The following is an 18,972-nucleotide window of genomic DNA, read 5'->3' as shown; positions in this document are numbered from 1 at the left end:
TAACGGTGAACAATTCTTTTTTATCTTTCCCGATAAAAACACGAGATAAAAAACCGCTTGTCTTTATACAAGGCAAGCGGTGAAAAACACAAACAATAGTTGGGGAGGAGGAAATAATTAGTTTGCTGCTATTACCTTAGCTTTCTTCTGAGGAACCAGTAAGAAAATCAGATAAAGTACAGTGATTGCAACTGTGTAACCAGTGAAGATTAGCCAGAATGATTTCCAATCAACTGCCCCGTTAGTGGTATATAAATCAATGACCCAGCCACTTAACATTGCACCTAAATAAGTACCAAAACCGTTCACTAAGGTCATAAACATACCTTGTGCTGTTGAACGATATTGTAATGGGATCTCTTTTTCTAAGAACAGTGAACCAGAGATATTAAAGAAGTCGAATGCACAGCCATATACAATCATTGATAATAATAAGACGATTTGACCTAATGATGTGTAGTCACCGTAAGCAAAGAAGCCGAAACGCATGATCCACGCAATCATACTGAATAACACAATCGTTTCGATTCTTACGCGCTTTAATAACAGTGGCAGAAATAGAATAAATACGACTTCTGAAATCTGTGAAATAGATAAGAATACTGAAGGATAACGTGCAAAGAATGAATCATCTGCATTTGGCGATTGTGCCATATCTTGCAGGAATGGCACACCAAATGTATTAGTAATTTGCAGTACAGATCCTAACAATGTTGCAAAGAATAAGAATACAACGACATTTTTCTTTTTAAATACTTGCAAGATATTAGTGATACTAAATGCCACCTCTTCGGCTTTAGTTTCGTTTTTGTCAGTTGCTTTCGTTGCAGGCAAGAACATTGCAAATACAGCTAAAGCAATAGATGCGATCGCTGCAACGAAGAGCTGGTGGTAGCTATTTCCTAAACCTAAGAAGCTAATAACCCACATGGCTGCAATAAAACCCACAGTGCCATAGACACGGATTTTAGGGAAATAGTTATTCGGCTCTAAATGTTTTTGTTCTAACAGTTCGAAAATGATGCTGTTTGCCATTGAGATACTTGGCATAAAGAACAACAAGTGCAATAAAGTCGCAAAAAATAGTGTGGTTACTGTCGTCATTTGCGACATTAACACTAATGCTAATGCAGAAAAAATATGCAGGGTAATAAACACTAATTTGCGGTTATTTATCTTATCTGCAATAAATCCCATGATGACGGGGGCGATAAGTGAAGCAAGTCCAAGAGCACTGAAAATAAGTCCAACATCACTACCTTTAAAATGCAGTTCTCCAAAAAGATACGAGGCAAATGTTACAAGCCAAGATCCCCATATAAAGAACTGGAGGAATGAGACAAGTTTTAATCTAAGTACGATATTCATCTGTTTTCCTATTAGCCTAGCAATCACCCGACACCAATAATGGTGATTGGTTAATTTTAATTGCCCATAATGTTGGCTATAACGTTGTTTATTTCATATACATCTATAACTTCATTTCACACTGATTAATCGTTATCAGATTAAAAAACAACAATAAAAGAAGAGATAGAGTAAATAATAAATAGAAAGCTTATTGCTGTGTTGCAGTATTGTTTTAAATGTGTACTTCTTGTTAATTTCTTTCTTGGATGATAATGAAAAAATATTTTAGCGAGAATTTATTGTTTACCAATTCTGCTATCATATTTTCTGATGCCCATGATATGTAGGAATGCATTTGTGTAAAGAGACTTGAGTCACAATATAAATGAAACACATGATTATTTTTTTCTTATAACCGTGACTTTGTACAGTGTGGTGTGATCTATATAAAAGTTTTTAAAAATAGCAATTTCTTACTCATAAAAAATATGAAGTTGAGATGAAAATTTTTGAAAGCATAAAGTAATTGTTTTTTTCTATTTTAGAAATAAGAAATACGTTGCTCATTGTAATGTTTACAATTTAATAACATTTGATGATTTATTTCTTAATTGAGAATAACGAGTAAACGGTTGCGGGATTAATAATGAAGTAAATAGAGAGAAGCCCATATATGTAAGAATATAAATATGGGCTTTAAATGCTGAAGATTAATTAAACAACGCTTTTACTTGTTCTGGTGGTCGACCTAAACGCGCTTTATTACCGACAACCACAATAGGGCGTTCAATAAGTTTAGGGTTTTCATGCATTGCTTGAATTAAAGCATCTTGTGATGTTTCATTAGCCAGCTTTAACGTTTTATAAATTTCTTCTTTTGTACGCATTAACGCTCTTGCATCATTAAAACCTAATGCTTTGAGTAGTGTTTTAAGCTCCTCTACTGAAGGTGCTGTATCTAGATAGTGAATAACATTAGGTGTTATTTGCATTTCTTCTAGTAAATGTAAGGTTTCACGGCTTTTTGAACAGCGTGGATTATGATAAATCGTCACTTTCTTGGTCATGTTGTCCCTTATTTAAATTGACTGTCTCTTTGCTGAATTTTTCTTAATTGGTCTATACGAGCATCAAAGCGAGCTTGATCGTTACTACCTAATTTGACTTGTCGGCTTGCATCACCCAAATAACGAATTGCTGTTTCAAAGTCACCTCTTAGAGCTAAATCTTCTGCATAAGCAGCTAATTCATGCGCTCTATCACCTTGTTTAGCTGAATTTTCTGCCATTAATTGCCAACCAATAGGATCGTTTGGGTTATCAAAGGTATAACGATAAAGTAGGCGGTTAGCTTCGTTATATTGCTTATTATGCATATATGAGTTAGCTAAGTTGGCAATAAGGACATTGTTATTGGGTCTTTGTTTCAATGCCAGTTGTAATCTTGCAACTGCATCGCCTGCACGATTTTGTTCTAAATCGATATCTGTCATGGCATCAATAAGCCAAATATTGTTAGGCTCTTTTTCTAACATAGGAGTGAGCAGTTTTCTTGCATCATCAAATTTGCGATCACGAGAATAGATCAGTACTAGTGCATAATTTGCAGCTGATTTTTCAAGAGCAGTACCTTGCTTAAACTGATCAAGTACCGTTTGTAATGCATTCTCTGATGTTGGATTTTTCGTCAGCATGGTTAATACACGCATTTTAGCAAATAGAAAGTCAGCTGACTGTGGAACCTGTCGAGCGGGATATTGGCTTGCTCGGCTTCTTGCATCGGATAAGCGACTATCGGGCAAGGGGTGCGTTAATAACATTTCCGGTGGTTTAGAGCTATATCGTACCTGATCAGCAAGAATTTGCATAAAATCAGGCATTCCTTTGGGATCAAATCCCGCACGATAGAGAGTCTGTATTCCGATTCGGTCTGCTTCTTGCTCGTTCATTTGGGTGAAGGTGATCATATTTTGCTGCATACCCGCCATACTTCCTGTAAATGTTGCAAGGCCTGCATTTGGGTTTGCCATAAATATCAGAATAGAACCTAATACGCCGGCAAGAGCAAGAGGTGTTGTTTTAGCCTGATCTTCAAGCATTCTCGCTAGATGACGTTGAGTAACGTGTGTGATTTCGTGGGCAATAACTGAGGCTAATTCACTTTCCGTTTGGCTATATCGAAAGAGCGCGGAATGCAAAACAATGTTTCCCCCAAAATAAGCAAAGGCATTAATATTGGGGTTGTTAACTAAATAAAAGTGAAAAGGGGTTTTGACCGAGCTGGCGTTAGAAACGAGTTTTTGTCCTAACTTATTAATATAGTTAGAAAGTAAGGGATCAAAAACTAATGGTGCACTATTTCGCAGTTGGCGAGTATAGTAATCACCCATAGCGATTTCTTGATTGATGCTTAATGTTGAACCTGCGGTTGTTCCCATATCAGGTAAAGAATCTTCAATATCAATCGCAGCATGCGCTGGCACTACTGATGTTGATAGCAACGCAGAAACAAGAAGCGCGACTAAGGGGGTTTTAAGTCTGAGTTTCATACAACTGTATCCTGATGGCTATCTTAACGAATAATTAATAATTAATGATGTATGATAGCAAAACCTAACGTAAAATCTGTCAAAAGATTATTGCTTATGTAAATGAATACATATAGCTCTATTGTTCTGATTATTATAAAGGATCTTTATTTTCATGCTGGACTTGCTTGTTCAATGGTACAAACGTCGATTTGCTGATCCACAAGTTATCGCCCTTGTGGTCATTTTGATTGCCGGTTTTTTAATTCTGTATTTTTTCAGTGGCATACTTGCTCCTTTATTAGTGGCAATTGTGCTTGCTTATCTTTTAGAGTGGCCAACACATTTACTCGAAAAATTAGGATGTGCCCGTATATGGGCAGTATCGATAATTCTGACACTCTTTATCGGTATTAGTGCCATTGTTATTTTGATTTTAGCGCCAACAGTGTGGCAACAGGGGATGACATTGATCTCAGATATCCCAAATATGATCAATAAGTTCAATGAATTTGCACATGAGTTACCGGATAGGTTCCCTGCATTAATGGATGCCGGTATCGTTGATATGATGGCAGAAAACTTACGTAGTAAGTTCTCAACGGTGGCTGAGTCTGTATTAAAAGTGTCTTTAGCTTCGTTAATCGGAATTATTACACTGTCGATTTATCTTATTCTTGTTCCTTTAATGACGTTCTTTTTACTGAAAGATAAGCAACAGATGCTTAATGCGGTTCGTCGTGTTTTACCAAAAAATAGAATATTAGCCGCCCAAGTTTGGATTGAAGTTAATCAACAAATTACCAATTATATTCGCGGTAAAGTCACTGAAATGATCATTGTGGGCATTTTTACTTATTTTGTATTTGCTTTCTTTGACTTACGTTACTCTGTATTACTTGCGGTTATCGTCGGTGTTTCTGTTTTAGTCCCTTATGTTGGTGCTGTTTTAGCAACGATCCCCGTTATTGTAATTGCATTATCTCAATGGGGGTTAGGCTCTGATTTCTGGGCGTTATTTATCGCTTATCTTGTTGTACAAGGATTAGATAGCAATTTATTAGTGCCAATTCTGTATTCTGAAGCTGTAAATATGCACCCTTTAGTCATTATATTGTCAGTAATTATATTCGGTGGAATGTGGGGTTTTTGGGGTGTTTTCTTTGCTATTCCATTAGCAACGCTAATAAAAGCCGTATTGCATGCATTACCTGATGAAATTGCGAATGAACAACATATAAAGAAAAACTAAGTACAGTATTGAATATATAGAGTAAAAAACAGACAGTTTACGCTGTCTGTTTTTTATCTATTCGAAGCTTTGATTATGGATGTTGAGCGAGATATTCGAGAACGACTTGATGGTGATTACTTGTTTTAAAGTTATCAAACACATGTTCGATAACACCATTTTTATCAATTAAGAAGCTAGTACGATGAATACCATCGTAGGTTTTCCCCATAAATTGCTTTTCTCCCCAGATACCAAATTGCTCTGCTATCTTATGATCTTCATCTGAAAGCAATGTGAAATTTAACATCTCTTTTTCAGCGAAACGGGAAAGTTTTTCTGATTTATCTGTGCTGATACCTAATACTTCAACTTTGGCTTTTTTTAGTACATCCATTTCATCACGTAAGCCACAAGCTTGAGTTGTACAACCAGGTGTCATTGCTTTAGGATAAAAATAAACGAGTACACGTTGGCCTGCGAAATCAGATAAATTAATTATTTCTCCATCTTGGTCGGGCAGACTGAATTGAGGCGCCTTTTCACCGGCTTTTAATGGGTTCATTAGGTCATTCTCCATTTTTTACTGTTTCATCATCAGACTATTTACGATACTTATTGTGCCTTGAGCGTTTAGCTCTGTACATAATTGATTAAATTTCTCATTAATAACAATACCATGATCATCTAATGGATTATGCGCCGTAATTTGTATTTCTAAACGGGCAGGTGAGCCATCTTCTGATGGATGTGTTTTAGATATTAATTCAGCAAGATTAAAATTATGTTGGCTAAATAGATTAGTAAAACGTTCAACAATACCGGGTGCATCTTCAATATCAACTTTCGCTGCGATTGTTGAAGGATAGGTAATTGGTGCACCATTGGTGGTTCTTTTCATTACGGTCAATAAATCCAGTTCCGCACTTTTAATGGGCAACAACGCTTCTAATTGTGCTATAGCGTTCCAGCCACCTGAAAGTAGCATGATAAACGTAAACTCTTGACCAAACATCGCAAGTCGGCTGTCCTCGATATTACATCCGCATTGGCTGACTAATTGTGTAATGGTATCAACAATACCAGGACGATCAGCACCTAATGCAGTAATGACGAGAAAATGTTTATCAGGTATGGGCAAAATAAGGTTCCTTTTGACTTTCAGTTTATTCTTAACAGGTAAACACAAATTTCGATTTCTGCCAAGATCCCTTGCTCACTATCTTCAATTATTATATCTCTTTAATTCATATCAAAGAATATTAGCAAATTTCATTAGAAACCTAGAGTTAAGTAGTTTTCAATAGAGCAATGAATGAGTACCATTGAGTATACGTCTATCTCGGAGCAATGATTATGGTGAATAACGAATTTAATTTTACAGGCAGTATGGTGGCATTGGTTACACCAATGAACGCAAAAGGCGATGTTGACCGGGTTAGTTTACGTAAATTAGTTGACTATCATGTTAATGCAGGCAGTGCCGCAATTGTTTCTGTCGGTACAACAGGCGAATCAGCAACCTTAAGCCATGACGAACATGTTGATGTTGTTCTAATGACATTAGATATGGCTGATGGGCGTATTCCAGTCATTGCAGGTACGGGTGCTAATGCAACATCTGAGGCTATCTGGTTTACACAACAGTTTGAAAATAAAGGTATTGCGGGTTGTTTAAGTGTGACACCATATTATAATAAACCCTCGCAAGAAGGGTTATATCAGCACTTTAAAGCGATTTCTGAAAGCACTGCATTACCACAAATCCTGTATAATGTACCAGGTCGTACTGGATGCGATTTATTGCCTGTAACAGTTGCACGTTTAGCCAAGTTGGATAATATTGTGGCAATTAAAGAGGCGACAGGGAACTTAAGTCGTGTTAGTCAAATCCAAGAGTTGGTTAATGATGATAGTTTTATCTTATTAAGTGGCGATGACGCATCCTCATTAGACTTTATGCAACTTGGCGGTCATGGTGTTATTTCGGTTACTGCTAACGTTGCTGCGTCAGAGATGGTAGAATTATGTCGATTAGCAAATGCGGGTGAGTTTGCAAAAGCACGTGAACTTAATCGACGTCTGATGGATTTGCATCATCAGTTATTTGTTGAACCTAATCCAATCCCCGCTAAATGGGCGTGTCAACGCATTGGATTGATTGAAGACGCCACATTGCGCTTACCTATGACTCCGTTGACATCATCAGGTCAGCAAATTGTTGAGAAAGCGCTGTTAACAGCGGGAATACTGTAAAACTTAGGGAACTTTAATGGCAACACTATTGCATAAATCAAAGATTATGAAAGTCGCGGGTCTGTCGCTGGTGGTTTTACTGGCAGCCTGTTCAAGTGATCAGCGCTATAAACGTCAGGTTAGTGGTGATGAGTCTTATTTAGAGACGGCAGGGCTAAAGAATTTAGTGATTCCGGCGGGTATGGTGTTGCCTTTGCAAAATGGGGAATATGACATTCCAACCCCTAAAAAAACTGAACCTGTTGGTTTAGCGCTTGATATTCGCCCACCTACTCAAGCACTGAATCTGTTAACTGGTTCACGTAGTGAAAATAATGCAGATAATAGCCGTTTACTATTACCAAACTCACCTGAAAATACAACACTGTATGAGCAAGTTAGCACTATCTTAAAAGAGAAAGGTGTTGCGATTACTAAAAGTGATGCTGGACAAAAAGAGATCCATACTGATTGGATCACATGGTTACGTGCTGATGAAAACGTACCTTTCCAAACACGTCAGCGTTTAGCGATTGCCCAGTCAGGTAATGTTATTTCGTTAACAGTGACTAATGAAGGTTTACGCCAAGGCGAAACTGAAATGACTGATCCGGCTGAAATGAAGCGTTACAATATTTTAATGCTTAACGAATTGGTTGATGGCTTAAACCGTATGCGTAATTTAAGCGAAAATACGGCAAGCAGTAGCTTACAAGGTATTATTGATGTCCAAAGTGGCAGTGATAATGCCGGTCTTCCTGTGATTATCGTTCGTGCGCCATTCGATGTGGTTTGGGATAGATTACCTATCGCATTAGAAAGTGTTGGTATGAAGATGGGCGATCGCACACGTTCTAAAGGTTCAATAGAAGTAACCTATAAAGGAATGAGCAGTGCAAACTGGAGTGCATTAGGTGTTGATAGACCAACCGTTGAAGAAGCAGATTATAAATTACAAGTCGGTGATTTAAATAACCGTAGTAGTTTACAATTTATCAGTGATAAAGGTAAACCATTAACACAATCACAAAATGATCAAATGGTTGCTGCACTGAAAGCTGCTTTCAGTAAGCCTGTTAAATAAGTATTATTTTTCAAAAATATGAGAAGCCGCACAATAAAAATTGTGTGGCTTTTTTTATGATCTTAATTTAATTGTATTAATTTAAATTGAAATGTATTTATAAAAATACAATTGGAACTATCAGATTAAACATCATTAATTGAATACTCTTTAAATGATAGGTTTAATTTAAAATTATTAATAATATTAATCTTAATGCAATACGTTTAAATTTATGCAATATTGCCTCAATTCTTATTCTTAAATAAAAATAACAAAGCACTCTCTGACTATATGAAGGAGTATTTATGAGCGCAGGTGATATGATTATTCACTTGATATTAAGTGGGATACTTATTGTAGGTGTTTATCAATTTTATTTTTTTACTCAACGATATACATTGAGAGAAGTGAAAATTATTAATTCACCGATTGATGAAAAAATTCCTTTTTGGCCATGGTGGTCATGGATCTATAGTTTTTTATATTATCCTGCCATTTTATATCTCAATTGGATCATTCAAGACTCAAGACAATTTATTATGATTGTTTTTAGTTATATTGTTTTGTTAGTCATGCAAATGTTTTTCTTTATTGTATTCCCTGTTGCAACCCCAGCGCATTGGCGTACCTTAAATCCTGGTAAAACAGCGTCAGAGAAATTTCTTAAGTTCGTTCAGTATTTTGATGACTCCTCAAACTGTTTTCCAAGTATGCATGTTTCCGTTGCAACACTCACAGCATGCCTTGCTTATGCAACCTTAGGACCATGGGTTTTCTTATTCCCATTATTTATTGCATTATCTTGCATGTTTACGAAACAACATTACTTAATTGATTTACCTGCTGGCGCTTTATTAGGTTGGCTTGCTTATGAGATCTATTGTTTTATTATTTAAGTCAAACATTACATTATTAAAAGATAATATGCATATGTTAAATATAAAAATAGATAAGAGATAAATCATCAAAACGTGTTGATGCGAATATTGATAACCAGATTAATTCTCCGTAAAAAGAAATTAGCCTGGTTTTTTTATTATTAATTACTCTAAACAAGTGTAATTTGAAACAGACCTAATGTTCACAATAATATAATCTAAAAATAGAAATAATGTGGTGATATAATCTATAACTGTTCTTATTCTGACGTTTTATATTATATGGACTCTATTTTTATCACGCCATTCTTTTGTTGGTAGTTATTAGTTTTGTTATTAGGATTATTATTCAATAGAATTAATTGAAATATGATTGTTAATGATGGCGTGGTTTTCAATAAAAAATGTTGTGAGTAGTGCGTTGTCGATGAGATTTTTTTAGTGATAGTACTCACGTTTTAAAAGCTTTTTTATCTAATCTAGAGTAGAGTATGGGAAGCAAATTTCTTGTTAAACCTATCACATCTTTGGAGTGTGTCAGATGCAGAAAAAAGCTGAGTTGTATCGTGGAAAAGCAAAAACAGTCTATGCCACTGAATCTTCTGATTTTCTTATCCTTGAATTTAGAAATGATACATCAGCGTTAGATGGCCAACGTATTGAACAGTTTGATCGTAAGGGTATGGTAAATAATAAATTTAACCATTTCATTATGAATAAACTGGAAGAAGCGGGTATCCCAACGCAGATGGAACGTTTGCTTTCTGATAATGAAGTGCTAGTAAAAAAACTCGATATGGTACCTGTTGAATGCGTTATTCGTAATCGTGCAGCGGGATCATTAGTTAAACGTTTAGGTATCGAAGAAGGTACACTTTTAAATCCACCAATCTTTGATTTATTCTTAAAAGATGATGCTCGCCATGATCCTATGGTCAATGAATCTTATTGTGAAACCTTTGATTGGGTGTCTAAAGAAAACCTCGCAGAAATGAAACGTTTGAGCTATAAAGCAAACGATGTCCTTAGTGAACTCTTTGATAAAGCAGGACTTATTTTAGTCGATTTTAAACTTGAGTTTGGTCTATTCCATGGCAAAGTTGTATTAGGTGATGAGTTCTCTCCTGACGGAAGCCGCTTATGGGATAAAAATACCTTAGATAAAATGGATAAAGACCGTTTCCGTCAAAGCTTAGGCGGATTGATTGAAGCATACGAAGAAGTTGCACGTCGAATTGGTGTTTCTTTAGACTAAATACGCAAACGATTACGTCAAGTTAAACATGGTGTAATTAGAAAAGGTCAGCCTAAAAGCTGACCTTTTGTCTTAAGTGGTACGTTTAAAAGGGAGTGTATTAAACGAACTTGTAATTTATCAGCCAGAACTTCTGCCGTTATTGGATAGCGATTCTCTTTTAAAATCTGCAATAAAGTGAACAAACGTTGAGTTCGAGTCATTAAAATATCTATTTATTAGTAAAGAAGAACAGAAGCAAGATATAAGAATTCTATTATGAAATCATTAAGAAAGCAGTTTTAATTCTTTATGATGCTCATTTCTTCGAGGTGATAACGAGCGCTATTTTACTTTGATAGCCTCTATTATCTTGCTCTTAAAAAATAGAGGATAGTGTTTGCAATTTTTTTGTTATTATCTCAAATCAAGTGATAAATTTGTTCATTATAAAGCTAAAGTCATCTATTTAAACTGTGGGGATAAGTTATGCGTTGGAATGATCGCCGGAGAAGTGACAATGTTGAAGATAGAAGAGGGCAATCTTCCTCCGCGTCTGGTGGTGGTAATCTCCCATTAGGATTAATTGCACTTTTATTACGCACGAAATACGGGTTTGTAGTTATTATTATTTTAGTGATAGCCAGTTTTATGGGGTTTGACTTTAACTCATTAACCGGTGAAACCAACCAAGCGCCACAACGCAACGAACAACAAAGTGCTCTTTATAATGAGGCTGCAGATTTTAGTAGCGTTGTTTTAGCCAGTACAGAAGATTTTTGGCAAACTATTTTTGCTCAAGCAGGCAAACAATATAGCTATCCTAAACTCGTTTTATATACCAATAGCACCGCAACGCAATGTGGCACAGGCACGAAAATAATGGGACCTTTTTATTGCCCCGCGGATAGAAAAATTTATCTAGATCTCTCTTTTTATAATGAAATGAAACAGAACCTAGGTGGTGGTGGTGAATTTGCTCAAGGTTATGTGATTTCACATGAAGTTGGACACCATGTTCAGCATTTATTGGGTATCACTAATCAAATGCGTGAACAACAACAAATGGCGCGCTCGAAAGCAGAGGTAAATCGTTTATCCGTAAAATTAGAGTTGCAAGCAGACTGTTTTGCTGGAATGTGGGGACGTTTTATTGCGGGTGAAGGTCGTATTGACGAAAGCGATTTATTAACTGCGATCAAAACGGCACAAGCGATAGGTGATGACAAATTACAGAAACAACAGCAAGGTTATGTCGTGCCTGATAGCTTTACACACGGCACGGCAGAACAGCGTAAGACTTGGTTTATGAGAGGCTATAACAGTGGTAGCATCAAATCTTGCGATACATTTGCTTCTTCGTCTTTGAACTAATACCATTCGTCGGTAACTATAAGATAATTAACGCTATAAAGCGAAAGGCTTAGGAACAAATATGAGTAACGTTGATCCCTCACTATTAATTTTGCTGGTTCTCGCCGGACTTGGCATTATTAGTCATAATATGACTGTAACGCTAGCAATGCTTGCTTTGCTAGTGATTAAAATTACGCCGCTAAATCAATATTTTCCTGTTGTTGAAAAATATGGTATGACCATCGGGATCTTAATTCTGACTATTGGGGTAATGACCCCCATTGCAACTGGGCGTATTTCAGGGCAAGAAGTGCTTAACTCATTTTTAAACTGGAAATCACTGCTAGCAATTGCAATAGGTATCGCAGTTTCTTGGTTAGGTGCTCGGGGCGTTTCTTTAATGAATAACCAGCCTTCGACGGTTGCCGGCTTATTAGTAGGAACTGTCATTGGTGTCGCACTTTTCCGAGGAGTTCCCGTTGGGCCATTAATTGCAGCAGGTATTCTTTCATTGTTAATCGGTAAATCCTAGCTGTGTCATTTTCCCATTTACATCAATATCAGCAAAAATTAGCTCAATTAGGGCAACGCCAATTACTACTATTAGCGGGGGAACCGGCATGGCAAACTGCGCTGATCCAGCAAGTTACTCAATTATGCCAAGGTGATTGGGTCACAATTTCTTCCAATCAGCCTGATGCTTTGTTACCTGAACAAGCTATTCGTCTATTAGGGCGTGAGTTCTTACATGCTGTTTTTGATGCTAATGAGGGATTTAATACTGATGCTTTAGCTATGTTAACGGGGACATTAAAAGCAGGCAGTATATTGATTTTATGCCTACCTGAGATTGAAAGTTGGGATCGTTATATCGATAACGATAGTCAGCGCTGGAATGATGCTCAAGGTGTGCTTTCAACACCAAATTTTATGGCATGGTTAAAAAATATCACTTTAGGTGATGAGCAAGTGATGGTATGGCAACAATCCATGCCATTTCAATTACCTACATTGATTGAAAAAGCTAAACCTTGGGCGCTTCCACAGGGTAAACCGACAGCAGAACAGCAAGTTATTTTAGACAAATTGCTTTTATCGACATCTGGTATTTCGAGTGTTATTGCACCAAGAGGCCGAGGAAAATCAGCTTTAGCAGGAATGTTTATCGAGCAATATCAAGGAAATGTATTGGTATGTGCGCCTGCTAAAAATAGCACAGATGTTTTATCTGCACACACCAGTAAAGCTATTTCATTTTATTCTCCTGATAATTTATTAGCACTGTGTATAAATAACGAAATTCAAAGTGATTGGCTGATTATTGATGAGGCTGCTTCTGTGCCCATTGCACAATTAGAAGCGCTGTGTGGTTATTTTCCTAATGTATTAATGACAACTACAGTACAAGGTTATGAAGGAACTGGGCGAGGTTTTATGCTGAAATTAGGAGACAACATTCCTAATTTGCGTACCTATCAATTACAAACCCCCATTCGTTGGGCTACTGATTGCCCATTAGAAAATTGGCTTAATCAGTTGTTATTGCTTGATGAGCCGAAATACAATTTTGATTGTCAGCAACAAGGTGATGTCGATATTCACCAGCTTCAAGGAAATTGGCATAATAATATTTCACATCTATATGATTTTTATCAGTTACTGACTAGTGCGCATTATCGAACAACACCACTTGACCTACGACGTTTACTCGATGGTCAGAAACAGCGTTATTGGTCAGCATCAATCAATAACAATATTGTAGGTGCTGTGTGGTGTATCGAAGAAGGGGGATTACCTTTCGAACTTGCTCACGATGTTTGGTTAGGTATTCGTCGGCCTAGAGGTAATCTAGTTGCTCAATCATTAGTCACTTATGGTTTAATACCTGATGCAATGTGTTTAAACTCATTGCGTATTAGTCGTATCGCTGTTTTACCTCAATATCGACGCCAAAAAATTGCCGCAACTTTGATTGCTAATATTGTAAAAGAGAGTCACAAACAGGCGATTGATTATCTTTCAGTGAGCTTTGGTTACACTGAGACATTAGCGCAGTTTTGGATGCAATGTGGTTTTCAAATAGTACGACTAGGGGTACATAAAGAGGCAAGTAGTGGATGTTACACCGCAATGGCGATGTATCCACTGACTGAAAAAGGCGAACAATTATTGCGCTCGTCTTTAAGTGCCTTTGCTTTGCAATATCAGCAGATAGAACTGCAAACAAAGCTCCGCTTAGCGGATAAATTAATACCAAGTTATAGTGCGACAGCACAAGACAATTGGTTAATGATGGCAGGTTTTGCCTTTGCTCATCGTCCAGCTCTTACTGTTTATGAGAGTGTTGCTAACTTTTTGGTCGGTTATGAGCAACGCTATCCGTTATTAGTGGCTTTTTTTGTAGACAATAAATCAGTTGAGCAGTGTGTGGCTGAGTTTTCTTTATCAGGAAAAAAAGTCTTAACCAAGCAATTAAGAGAGCAATGTGCGCGATTAATGGCTGAAAAAGATGCTCAATTAACATCGCGTTATCAACAGTGGTTATCTACTTATTCTCATCCTTCTTGTTTTGATTTTGTTTAGGCCAATCATCTTCATCATCCCATTTATCATTAAAATCACGATGTGGAGGTAATTTCCGCTTATTTTTAAGAAATTGCTTAGGATCGATTTTGTTCATATCTTTAATAGCGTTAATAATAATTCCTATTAAAAGAATTAAAATTACCCACCAATAGTCAGCAAACCAGTGCATAAATAAGCCTTATATTTTAAAATTGTTGTTGAGAATGAGGATCTTTTTTATTTGCTCTATAAAATAACGCAATAAAGCATAGGTTGGAAAAACACAGCATGAAACGGATATTACTGATTATAGCAGGTTGGTTATGTGTTGGATTAGCCACATTAGGTGTTATTTTGCCTGTGTTACCTACTACACCTTTCTTATTACTTGCTGCATGGTGTTTTTCTCGTTCGTCAAAGCGTTTCCATTATTGGTTACTTTATCGCTCTTGGTTCGGTCCTTATTTACGATATTGGCAAACTTATCGCGCTATGCCTAAAGGGGCAAAGCCTAAAGCTATTTTAGTGATCTTAATTACCTTTGCAATTTCACTGTGGTTAGTGTCTATGCTTTGGGTCAGAATATTATTACTGGTAATTTTAGTCTGTTTATTGATCTTTATGTGGAGACTTCCTGTTAATGATCAACAAGAAGCTCCATATGAAAAATAACATTATTCAGGTAAAACAATGTAACGAGCAAATATCTCGTCAAGATTAGCTAAAAGCCACTGTTTACCATAAATATTCTCTTCTTCTAACACAGATTTTAGAATATCAGGTGTATAAGCAAGAGACGCTTCATGAGAAAGAGGCCAATAACTGATATGCCATGGCTCGTAAGCAATATTGCTCTCTTTATGAGTAAAAGGGCGATAAAAATCATACGCTGACATATTTTCTGTTAACCATTCATTAAGCTCTGCAAAATAGCCACCATCCTCGTATTCCCAAGGCTCTAATTGTAATGACTGGCCTGCAGGTAAACGAAAAGGATCATAAATATCAATCTCAGTGCCCCAATGATGACGACTTGCACCGGGCAATGCTGACCATTTTAAAATCGCAATACAGCGTTCACCTTCTGATAATGTATGAATATCTATTGGCTGACTTTGTGCATCTAAAACAGGACGAGAGCCTTCAAACTTTCCATTCCATATTGCTAATTGGCGATTAAAATCACGAAAAGAGCTAGCAGGCATTAATTTAAAACCCGCTTTTGTGGCTTGTTGTTGTAATGCTAAAAAAGCCTTAGTGGCATTAAATTGTAAGCGATGCTGACCGGATAAAGTGACTAAATGGTCGGTAGAACGGCCTGTTAACATTAAAGGCGTTATCATAAAATAAGTTGCTCCATAACCCGCTGATAAATTCGGCTAAGTTGTTGTAAATCTGCGGCATTAACGCATTCATTAACTTTATGAATTGTTGCGTTAACGGGGCCTAACTCGACAACTTGCGCGCCCATTTGGGCAATAAACCGACCATCAGAAGTCCCTCCACTGGTGGAGAGTTCCGGTTCTAAGTTGGTGTAATGTTTAACGGAGTAACGTACAGCTTCAAGTAATTTTCCTTGCCCAGTAATAAAAGGCTGACCAGATAAAGACCATTCCAACTGATAGTGAAGTCGGTGTTTTTGTAATAACGCCTCTGTACGTTGGCGAATTTCTTCATCTGTAATAGCCGTACTAAAACGGAAATTAAATTGAATAAATAGCTCACCGGGGATCACATTATTACTGCCTGTACCGGCATGGATATTGGCAATTTGCATTGTGGTCGCAGGGAAAAATTCGTTACCTTCATCCCAAACAGTATTAACGAGTTCTTGGATAAAAGGGGTGGCAAGATGAATAGGGTTTTTTGCAAGGTGTGGATAAGCGACATGACCTTGCACACCTTGAATAATTAAATTTGCTGTTATTGAGCCTCGACGACCATTTTTTACCATATCGCCTAAATGATGTTGACTTGAAGGTTCACCGACAAGGCAATAATCGAGGCGTTCACCTCGCGACATTAAAGATTGTACGACTTTAATCGTACCATCAGCAGCTTTTGCTTCTTCATCTGATGTAATTAAAAAAGCGAGTCGTCCACGGTGGTCGGGATAAGAGCGAACAAAACGTTCAGCCGCTACAACCATTGCAGCAAGCGAGCCTTTCATATCTGCGGCTCCGCGCCCATATAACATGCCATCACGAATAGATGGTTCAAAAGGTGGGTTATCCCACAAATTAGGATCACCTGTTGGTACAACATCAGTATGACCAGCAAAAGCCAGCGTTTCACCTTCACCACCACGGCAAGCCCAGAAATTTTCAGTTTCACCAAAAGGCATTCTTTCAATAGTAAAACCAAGAGGGACAAGCCTATCAATAATCAGTTGTTGACAACCTTGATCATCAGGACTGATTGATGGACGCGAAATCAGTTGTTGTGCAAGCTCAATAACAGGACAGGACATAAAAATTAAGCTCCTGTAAAGGTCGAATAATTATTGACATCAAAACCAACAATAAAGCGATTGTCTGATGACACAAGGATAGGGCGTTTAATAATGGCAGGTTTATCTAACATAAGTGAGATTGCAGAGGTAACATCAGTGATTGCACTCTTTTCTTCATCGGATAATTGGCGCCAAGTTGTTCCTCTTTTATTCACAAGTGTCTGCCAATCTAAATTTTCTGTAAAGGTGCGTAATAATGCTTCCGTCAAACCCTCTTTGCGGTAATCATGAAATGCGTAAGGAATGTGATTATCATCTAACCATTTACGCGCTTTTTTGATGGTATCGCAATTTTTTATGCCGTACATGGTATATGTCAGGTTTGTCGTGGACATGATATTTTCCTTATATGACAATACGTAATATTAGTATTGATGAGAATGAGTGTTATACAATTCCAAAATAACAGCTTTTGGTGTAGTGAAAAATCCTATTTACATTATAAAATATATCGGATATTAAACTGTCACGTTAGTGTAACGAATTGTGTAGCGTAGGGTAATATAAATACGAATAAAGATTTCCGTTGGTAAAAGAAAATATGAAAAGTATTTCACTGAGTCTTATATTGCTTTTACTCTCTTCTTTTAGCTGGGCTGATGAAGAAAAAGATGACCCAAAAGTTGATGAGTATAAAATAGCCTTAGAGGCTTTTTTTAACAGTGATTATTTATTGTGTTTGGGCGAAGGGAAATGGCCTGTCTACAGCAATGAAGATGATGCACCATGGGTATTAGAAAGAATGCATGCATTAGTTGAAGCTGGATTGATTGAACAAACCGAAAATGGAGAAGAATGGGTGTTTAATCTTAGTGAAAAAGGGCGTAAAGCTTGGCAACCTTATCAAGACTTCTGTTATGGACACCTTTTCATTAGTCAGATAAAAGAAATTCAGCCAATAGACTCAGGTAAAAGTAAAATTTATTTTTATTATGGTGTGAGAGGTATTCCAGCATGGGCAACCAATGAAGAAATACAATCCGCCTTTAGTGAACTTGATATTGTGATTAATGGAATAAATCGAGAGTTGTATCAGCTAAACATCGAAAAATTACCTGGCAACCATTTTAAAGTATTGAGTTATCCAGTACCGATTGAGTAATACATGATTTGATATAGATTTAAATGGAATATTAAAGCGATATATCTTATTACCCCGACCTTGTGTCGGGGTAAAACGTTTAGTACTGATGCTTAATAAGAATAAGACTAGCAGCTAAACGGGACGTGACTTGCAATTTCTTTAAAATATTACGAATGTGAACTTTCACTGTTTCTTCAGAAATAAATAAATTCTCAGCAATTTGTTTATTTTTCATTCCAACAGACACTTCATGAAGAACATCTAACTCTCTTTTAGTCAACGCTGAAAGTGGATCAGAATAGTTTTGCCTAAGTTGAATATATTGCCACACTCGCTCACTATAAACGGGATGCCCAACAGCCGCTTTGCGTAGGCTAAGTAATAGCATGTCTAATTCACACTCTTTTAAAAGATAACCGTTTGCGCCAGCATCCAATGCAGCATAAACATCATTACGTGAATCAGAAACGGATAAAACAAGAACATAAGATGTTAATCCGGAGCGACGAAGTGTTCGAATAATATCAATACCTGAACGCCCTTGCAGATTTAAATCCATCATAATTAAATCTGGTTTTAACTGTTTTGCAGCGGTTACAGCCTCTTGAGCATTGCCACTTTCGCTTACTACGACAAAATCCTTGTCTTTTTCTAACAATAGCCGTAATCCATATCTCATGATAGGGTGATCATCCACTATCATAATTGAGTAGCTAGGCATAACCCCTCTCCCTAAAAAAAATAATAATGTGCGTAATCTTTTCAATCGCAGAAAATAAAAAAGCAAATTCCAAATGAGGAATAAAAATTAGAATCAGACATCTTATTAAAACAATAAGAAAATAAAATTGACGGTTGGCAATATTACACCAATTATTGTTACGGGTAAAAAAGAAAATAACCGAAAAGACTAACAAAAATTCTAATTCTATAA

General features: G+C 36.8%; 20 protein-coding genes and 1 pseudogene. 10 read left to right on the top strand and 11 right to left on the bottom strand.

The features are described from left to right. Positions 1 to 117: 117 nt before the first annotated feature. From QSH13_RS05865 to bepA, 3 genes are all read right to left on the bottom strand, one after another. Complete coding sequence (locus QSH13_RS05865) at positions 118 to 1,368, bottom strand: MFS transporter (protein ID WP_286038922.1); 1,251 nt, start codon at positions 1,366 to 1,368, stop codon at positions 118 to 120. Between the two features lie 692 nt (positions 1,369 to 2,060). Then, positions 2,061 to 2,417, bottom strand: coding sequence for an arsenate reductase (glutaredoxin) (gene arsC, locus QSH13_RS05860; protein ID WP_109398419.1), 357 nt, complete (start codon positions 2,415 to 2,417; stop codon positions 2,061 to 2,063). Between the two features lie 8 nt (positions 2,418 to 2,425). Then, a complete protein-coding gene (bepA, locus tag QSH13_RS05855; protein ID WP_286038921.1) occupies positions 2,426 to 3,898 on the bottom strand; it encodes a beta-barrel assembly-enhancing protease in 1,473 nt (490 codons plus the stop codon). 154 nt (positions 3,899 to 4,052) lie between these two features. On the opposite strand from bepA, the gene QSH13_RS05850 reads away from it, so the two are divergent. After that, entirely contained in the window at positions 4,053 to 5,129 is a 1,077-nt protein-coding gene (locus tag QSH13_RS05850; RefSeq protein ID WP_109398417.1) for an AI-2E family transporter, read from the top strand. A 73-nt stretch (positions 5,130 to 5,202) separates the two neighbouring features. Here the strand turns inward: QSH13_RS05850 and bcp are convergent, their stop codons facing one another. Then, positions 5,203 to 5,673 (bottom strand): thioredoxin-dependent thiol peroxidase, encoded by a 471-nt coding sequence (gene bcp / locus QSH13_RS05845; RefSeq protein WP_109398416.1) that lies wholly within the window; start codon positions 5,671 to 5,673, stop codon positions 5,203 to 5,205. An 18-nt stretch (positions 5,674 to 5,691) separates the two neighbouring features. Next, entirely contained in the window at positions 5,692 to 6,249 is a 558-nt protein-coding gene (locus tag QSH13_RS05840) for a glycine cleavage system transcriptional repressor (protein WP_088495300.1), read from the bottom strand. A gap of 215 nt (positions 6,250 to 6,464) precedes the next feature. Here QSH13_RS05840 and dapA point away from each other — a divergent pair, with 215 nt between their 5' ends. From dapA to purC, 4 genes are all read left to right on the top strand, one after another. Further along, positions 6,465 to 7,364 (top strand): 4-hydroxy-tetrahydrodipicolinate synthase, encoded by a 900-nt coding sequence (gene dapA / locus QSH13_RS05835; RefSeq protein ID WP_109398415.1) that lies wholly within the window; start codon positions 6,465 to 6,467, stop codon positions 7,362 to 7,364. Between the two features lie 16 nt (positions 7,365 to 7,380). Continuing rightward, on the top strand, positions 7,381 to 8,427 hold the full coding sequence (bamC, locus tag QSH13_RS05830) for an outer membrane protein assembly factor BamC (RefSeq protein WP_109398414.1): 1,047 nt from the start codon (positions 7,381 to 7,383) through the stop codon (positions 8,425 to 8,427). Between the two features lie 287 nt (positions 8,428 to 8,714). Next, on the top strand, positions 8,715 to 9,305 hold the full coding sequence (locus QSH13_RS05825; RefSeq protein ID WP_109398413.1) for a phosphatase PAP2 family protein: 591 nt from the start codon (positions 8,715 to 8,717) through the stop codon (positions 9,303 to 9,305). Between the two features lie 523 nt (positions 9,306 to 9,828). Then, positions 9,829 to 10,542: a phosphoribosylaminoimidazolesuccinocarboxamide synthase gene (purC, locus tag QSH13_RS05820; protein ID WP_098942498.1), complete on the top strand. Its 714-nt coding sequence runs from the start codon at positions 9,829 to 9,831 to the stop codon at positions 10,540 to 10,542. Positions 10,543 to 10,649: 107 nt separating this feature from the next. On the opposite strand, the pseudogene QSH13_RS05815 reads toward purC, so the two are convergent. Then, positions 10,650 to 10,745 (bottom strand): annotated as a pseudogene (locus QSH13_RS05815) (HTH domain-containing protein); the annotation flags it as partial. 265 nt (positions 10,746 to 11,010) lie between these two features. Between QSH13_RS05815 and ypfJ the strand changes: the two are divergent. From ypfJ to QSH13_RS05800, 3 genes are all read left to right on the top strand, one after another. After that, a complete protein-coding gene (gene ypfJ / locus QSH13_RS05810; protein WP_109398412.1) occupies positions 11,011 to 11,895 on the top strand; it encodes a KPN_02809 family neutral zinc metallopeptidase in 885 nt (294 codons plus the stop codon). A 61-nt stretch (positions 11,896 to 11,956) separates the two neighbouring features. Continuing rightward, positions 11,957 to 12,409, top strand: coding sequence for a DUF441 domain-containing protein (locus tag QSH13_RS05805; protein ID WP_006533030.1), 453 nt, complete (start codon positions 11,957 to 11,959; stop codon positions 12,407 to 12,409). A gap of 2 nt (positions 12,410 to 12,411) precedes the next feature. After that, positions 12,412 to 14,460: a tRNA(Met) cytidine acetyltransferase TmcA gene (locus tag QSH13_RS05800; protein ID WP_286038920.1), complete on the top strand. Its 2,049-nt coding sequence runs from the start codon at positions 12,412 to 12,414 to the stop codon at positions 14,458 to 14,460. On the opposite strand, the gene QSH13_RS05795 is transcribed toward QSH13_RS05800, so the two are convergent. After that, entirely contained in the window at positions 14,423 to 14,632 is a 210-nt protein-coding gene (locus QSH13_RS05795; RefSeq protein ID WP_109406665.1) for a YpfN family protein, read from the bottom strand. The genes QSH13_RS05800 and QSH13_RS05795 overlap by 38 nt on opposite strands. A 98-nt stretch (positions 14,633 to 14,730) precedes the next feature. Between QSH13_RS05795 and QSH13_RS05790 the strand changes: the two genes are divergently transcribed. Further along, positions 14,731 to 15,114, top strand: coding sequence for a DUF454 family protein (locus QSH13_RS05790; RefSeq protein WP_286038919.1), 384 nt, complete (start codon positions 14,731 to 14,733; stop codon positions 15,112 to 15,114). A 2-nt stretch (positions 15,115 to 15,116) separates the two neighbouring features. Here the strand turns inward: QSH13_RS05790 and QSH13_RS05785 are convergent, their stop codons facing one another. The 3 genes from QSH13_RS05785 to QSH13_RS05775 are packed head-to-tail and all read right to left on the bottom strand — an operon-like array spanning position 15,117 to position 17,289. Beyond that, positions 15,117 to 15,785: a M15 family metallopeptidase gene (locus tag QSH13_RS05785; RefSeq protein WP_109398408.1), complete on the bottom strand. Its 669-nt coding sequence runs from the start codon at positions 15,783 to 15,785 to the stop codon at positions 15,117 to 15,119. Further along, positions 15,782 to 16,912, bottom strand: a complete 1,131-nt coding sequence (dapE, locus tag QSH13_RS05780) for a succinyl-diaminopimelate desuccinylase (protein WP_109398407.1) — start codon at positions 16,910 to 16,912, stop codon at positions 15,782 to 15,784. The genes QSH13_RS05785 and dapE overlap by 4 nt, the downstream gene beginning before the upstream one ends. A 5-nt stretch (positions 16,913 to 16,917) precedes the next feature. Beyond that, positions 16,918 to 17,289, bottom strand: coding sequence for an ArsC family reductase (locus QSH13_RS05775; RefSeq protein ID WP_109398406.1), 372 nt, complete (start codon positions 17,287 to 17,289; stop codon positions 16,918 to 16,920). 206 nt (positions 17,290 to 17,495) lie between these two features. On the opposite strand from QSH13_RS05775, the gene QSH13_RS05770 reads away from it, so the two are divergent. Further along, positions 17,496 to 18,056, top strand: a complete 561-nt coding sequence (locus tag QSH13_RS05770; protein ID WP_109398405.1) for a hypothetical protein — start codon at positions 17,496 to 17,498, stop codon at positions 18,054 to 18,056. 79 nt (positions 18,057 to 18,135) lie between these two features. Here the strand turns inward: QSH13_RS05770 and QSH13_RS05765 are convergent, their stop codons facing one another. Next, positions 18,136 to 18,759 (bottom strand): response regulator, encoded by a 624-nt coding sequence (locus tag QSH13_RS05765; protein WP_109398404.1) that lies wholly within the window; start codon positions 18,757 to 18,759, stop codon positions 18,136 to 18,138. Between the last annotated feature and the right edge of the window lie 213 nt (positions 18,760 to 18,972).

The sequence above is a fragment of the Proteus faecis genome, from assembly GCF_030286765.1.
Classification (GTDB): domain Bacteria; phylum Pseudomonadota; class Gammaproteobacteria; order Enterobacterales; family Enterobacteriaceae; genus Proteus; species Proteus faecis.
The sequence above is the reverse complement of the archived record's forward strand: the minus strand, read 5'-3'. Positions and strand labels throughout refer to the sequence as shown.

Bases quoted from the DNA above. Each gene is read 5' to 3' on its own strand.
- QSH13_RS05785 (WP_109398408.1), bottom strand. From the start codon at position 15,785: ATGATAACGCCTTTAATGTTAACAGGCCGTTCTACCGACCATTTAGTC.
- bcp (WP_109398416.1), bottom strand. From the start codon at position 5,673: ATGAACCCATTAAAAGCCGGTGAAAAGGCGCCTCAATTCAGTCTGCCC.
- QSH13_RS05770 (WP_109398405.1), top strand. From the start codon at position 17,496: ATGAAAAGTATTTCACTGAGTCTTATATTGCTTTTACTCTCTTCTTTT.
- QSH13_RS05775 (WP_109398406.1), bottom strand. From the start codon at position 17,289: ATGTCCACGACAAACCTGACATATACCATGTACGGCATAAAAAATTGC.
- ypfJ (WP_109398412.1), top strand. From the start codon at position 11,011: ATGCGTTGGAATGATCGCCGGAGAAGTGACAATGTTGAAGATAGAAGA.
- QSH13_RS05795 (WP_109406665.1), bottom strand. From the start codon at position 14,632: ATGCACTGGTTTGCTGACTATTGGTGGGTAATTTTAATTCTTTTAATA.
- QSH13_RS05805 (WP_006533030.1), top strand. From the start codon at position 11,957: ATGAGTAACGTTGATCCCTCACTATTAATTTTGCTGGTTCTCGCCGGA.
- QSH13_RS05765 (WP_109398404.1), bottom strand. From the start codon at position 18,759: ATGCCTAGCTACTCAATTATGATAGTGGATGATCACCCTATCATGAGA.
- arsC (WP_109398419.1), bottom strand. From the start codon at position 2,417: ATGACCAAGAAAGTGACGATTTATCATAATCCACGCTGTTCAAAAAGC.
- bepA (WP_286038921.1), bottom strand. From the start codon at position 3,898: ATGAAACTCAGACTTAAAACCCCCTTAGTCGCGCTTCTTGTTTCTGCG.
- dapA (WP_109398415.1), top strand. From the start codon at position 6,465: ATGGTGAATAACGAATTTAATTTTACAGGCAGTATGGTGGCATTGGTT.
- QSH13_RS05865 (WP_286038922.1), bottom strand. From the start codon at position 1,368: ATGAATATCGTACTTAGATTAAAACTTGTCTCATTCCTCCAGTTCTTT.
- QSH13_RS05825 (WP_109398413.1), top strand. From the start codon at position 8,715: ATGAGCGCAGGTGATATGATTATTCACTTGATATTAAGTGGGATACTT.
- dapE (WP_109398407.1), bottom strand. From the start codon at position 16,912: ATGTCCTGTCCTGTTATTGAGCTTGCACAACAACTGATTTCGCGTCCA.
- QSH13_RS05850 (WP_109398417.1), top strand. From the start codon at position 4,053: ATGCTGGACTTGCTTGTTCAATGGTACAAACGTCGATTTGCTGATCCA.
- QSH13_RS05790 (WP_286038919.1), top strand. From the start codon at position 14,731: ATGAAACGGATATTACTGATTATAGCAGGTTGGTTATGTGTTGGATTA.
- purC (WP_098942498.1), top strand. From the start codon at position 9,829: ATGCAGAAAAAAGCTGAGTTGTATCGTGGAAAAGCAAAAACAGTCTAT.
- bamC (WP_109398414.1), top strand. From the start codon at position 7,381: ATGGCAACACTATTGCATAAATCAAAGATTATGAAAGTCGCGGGTCTG.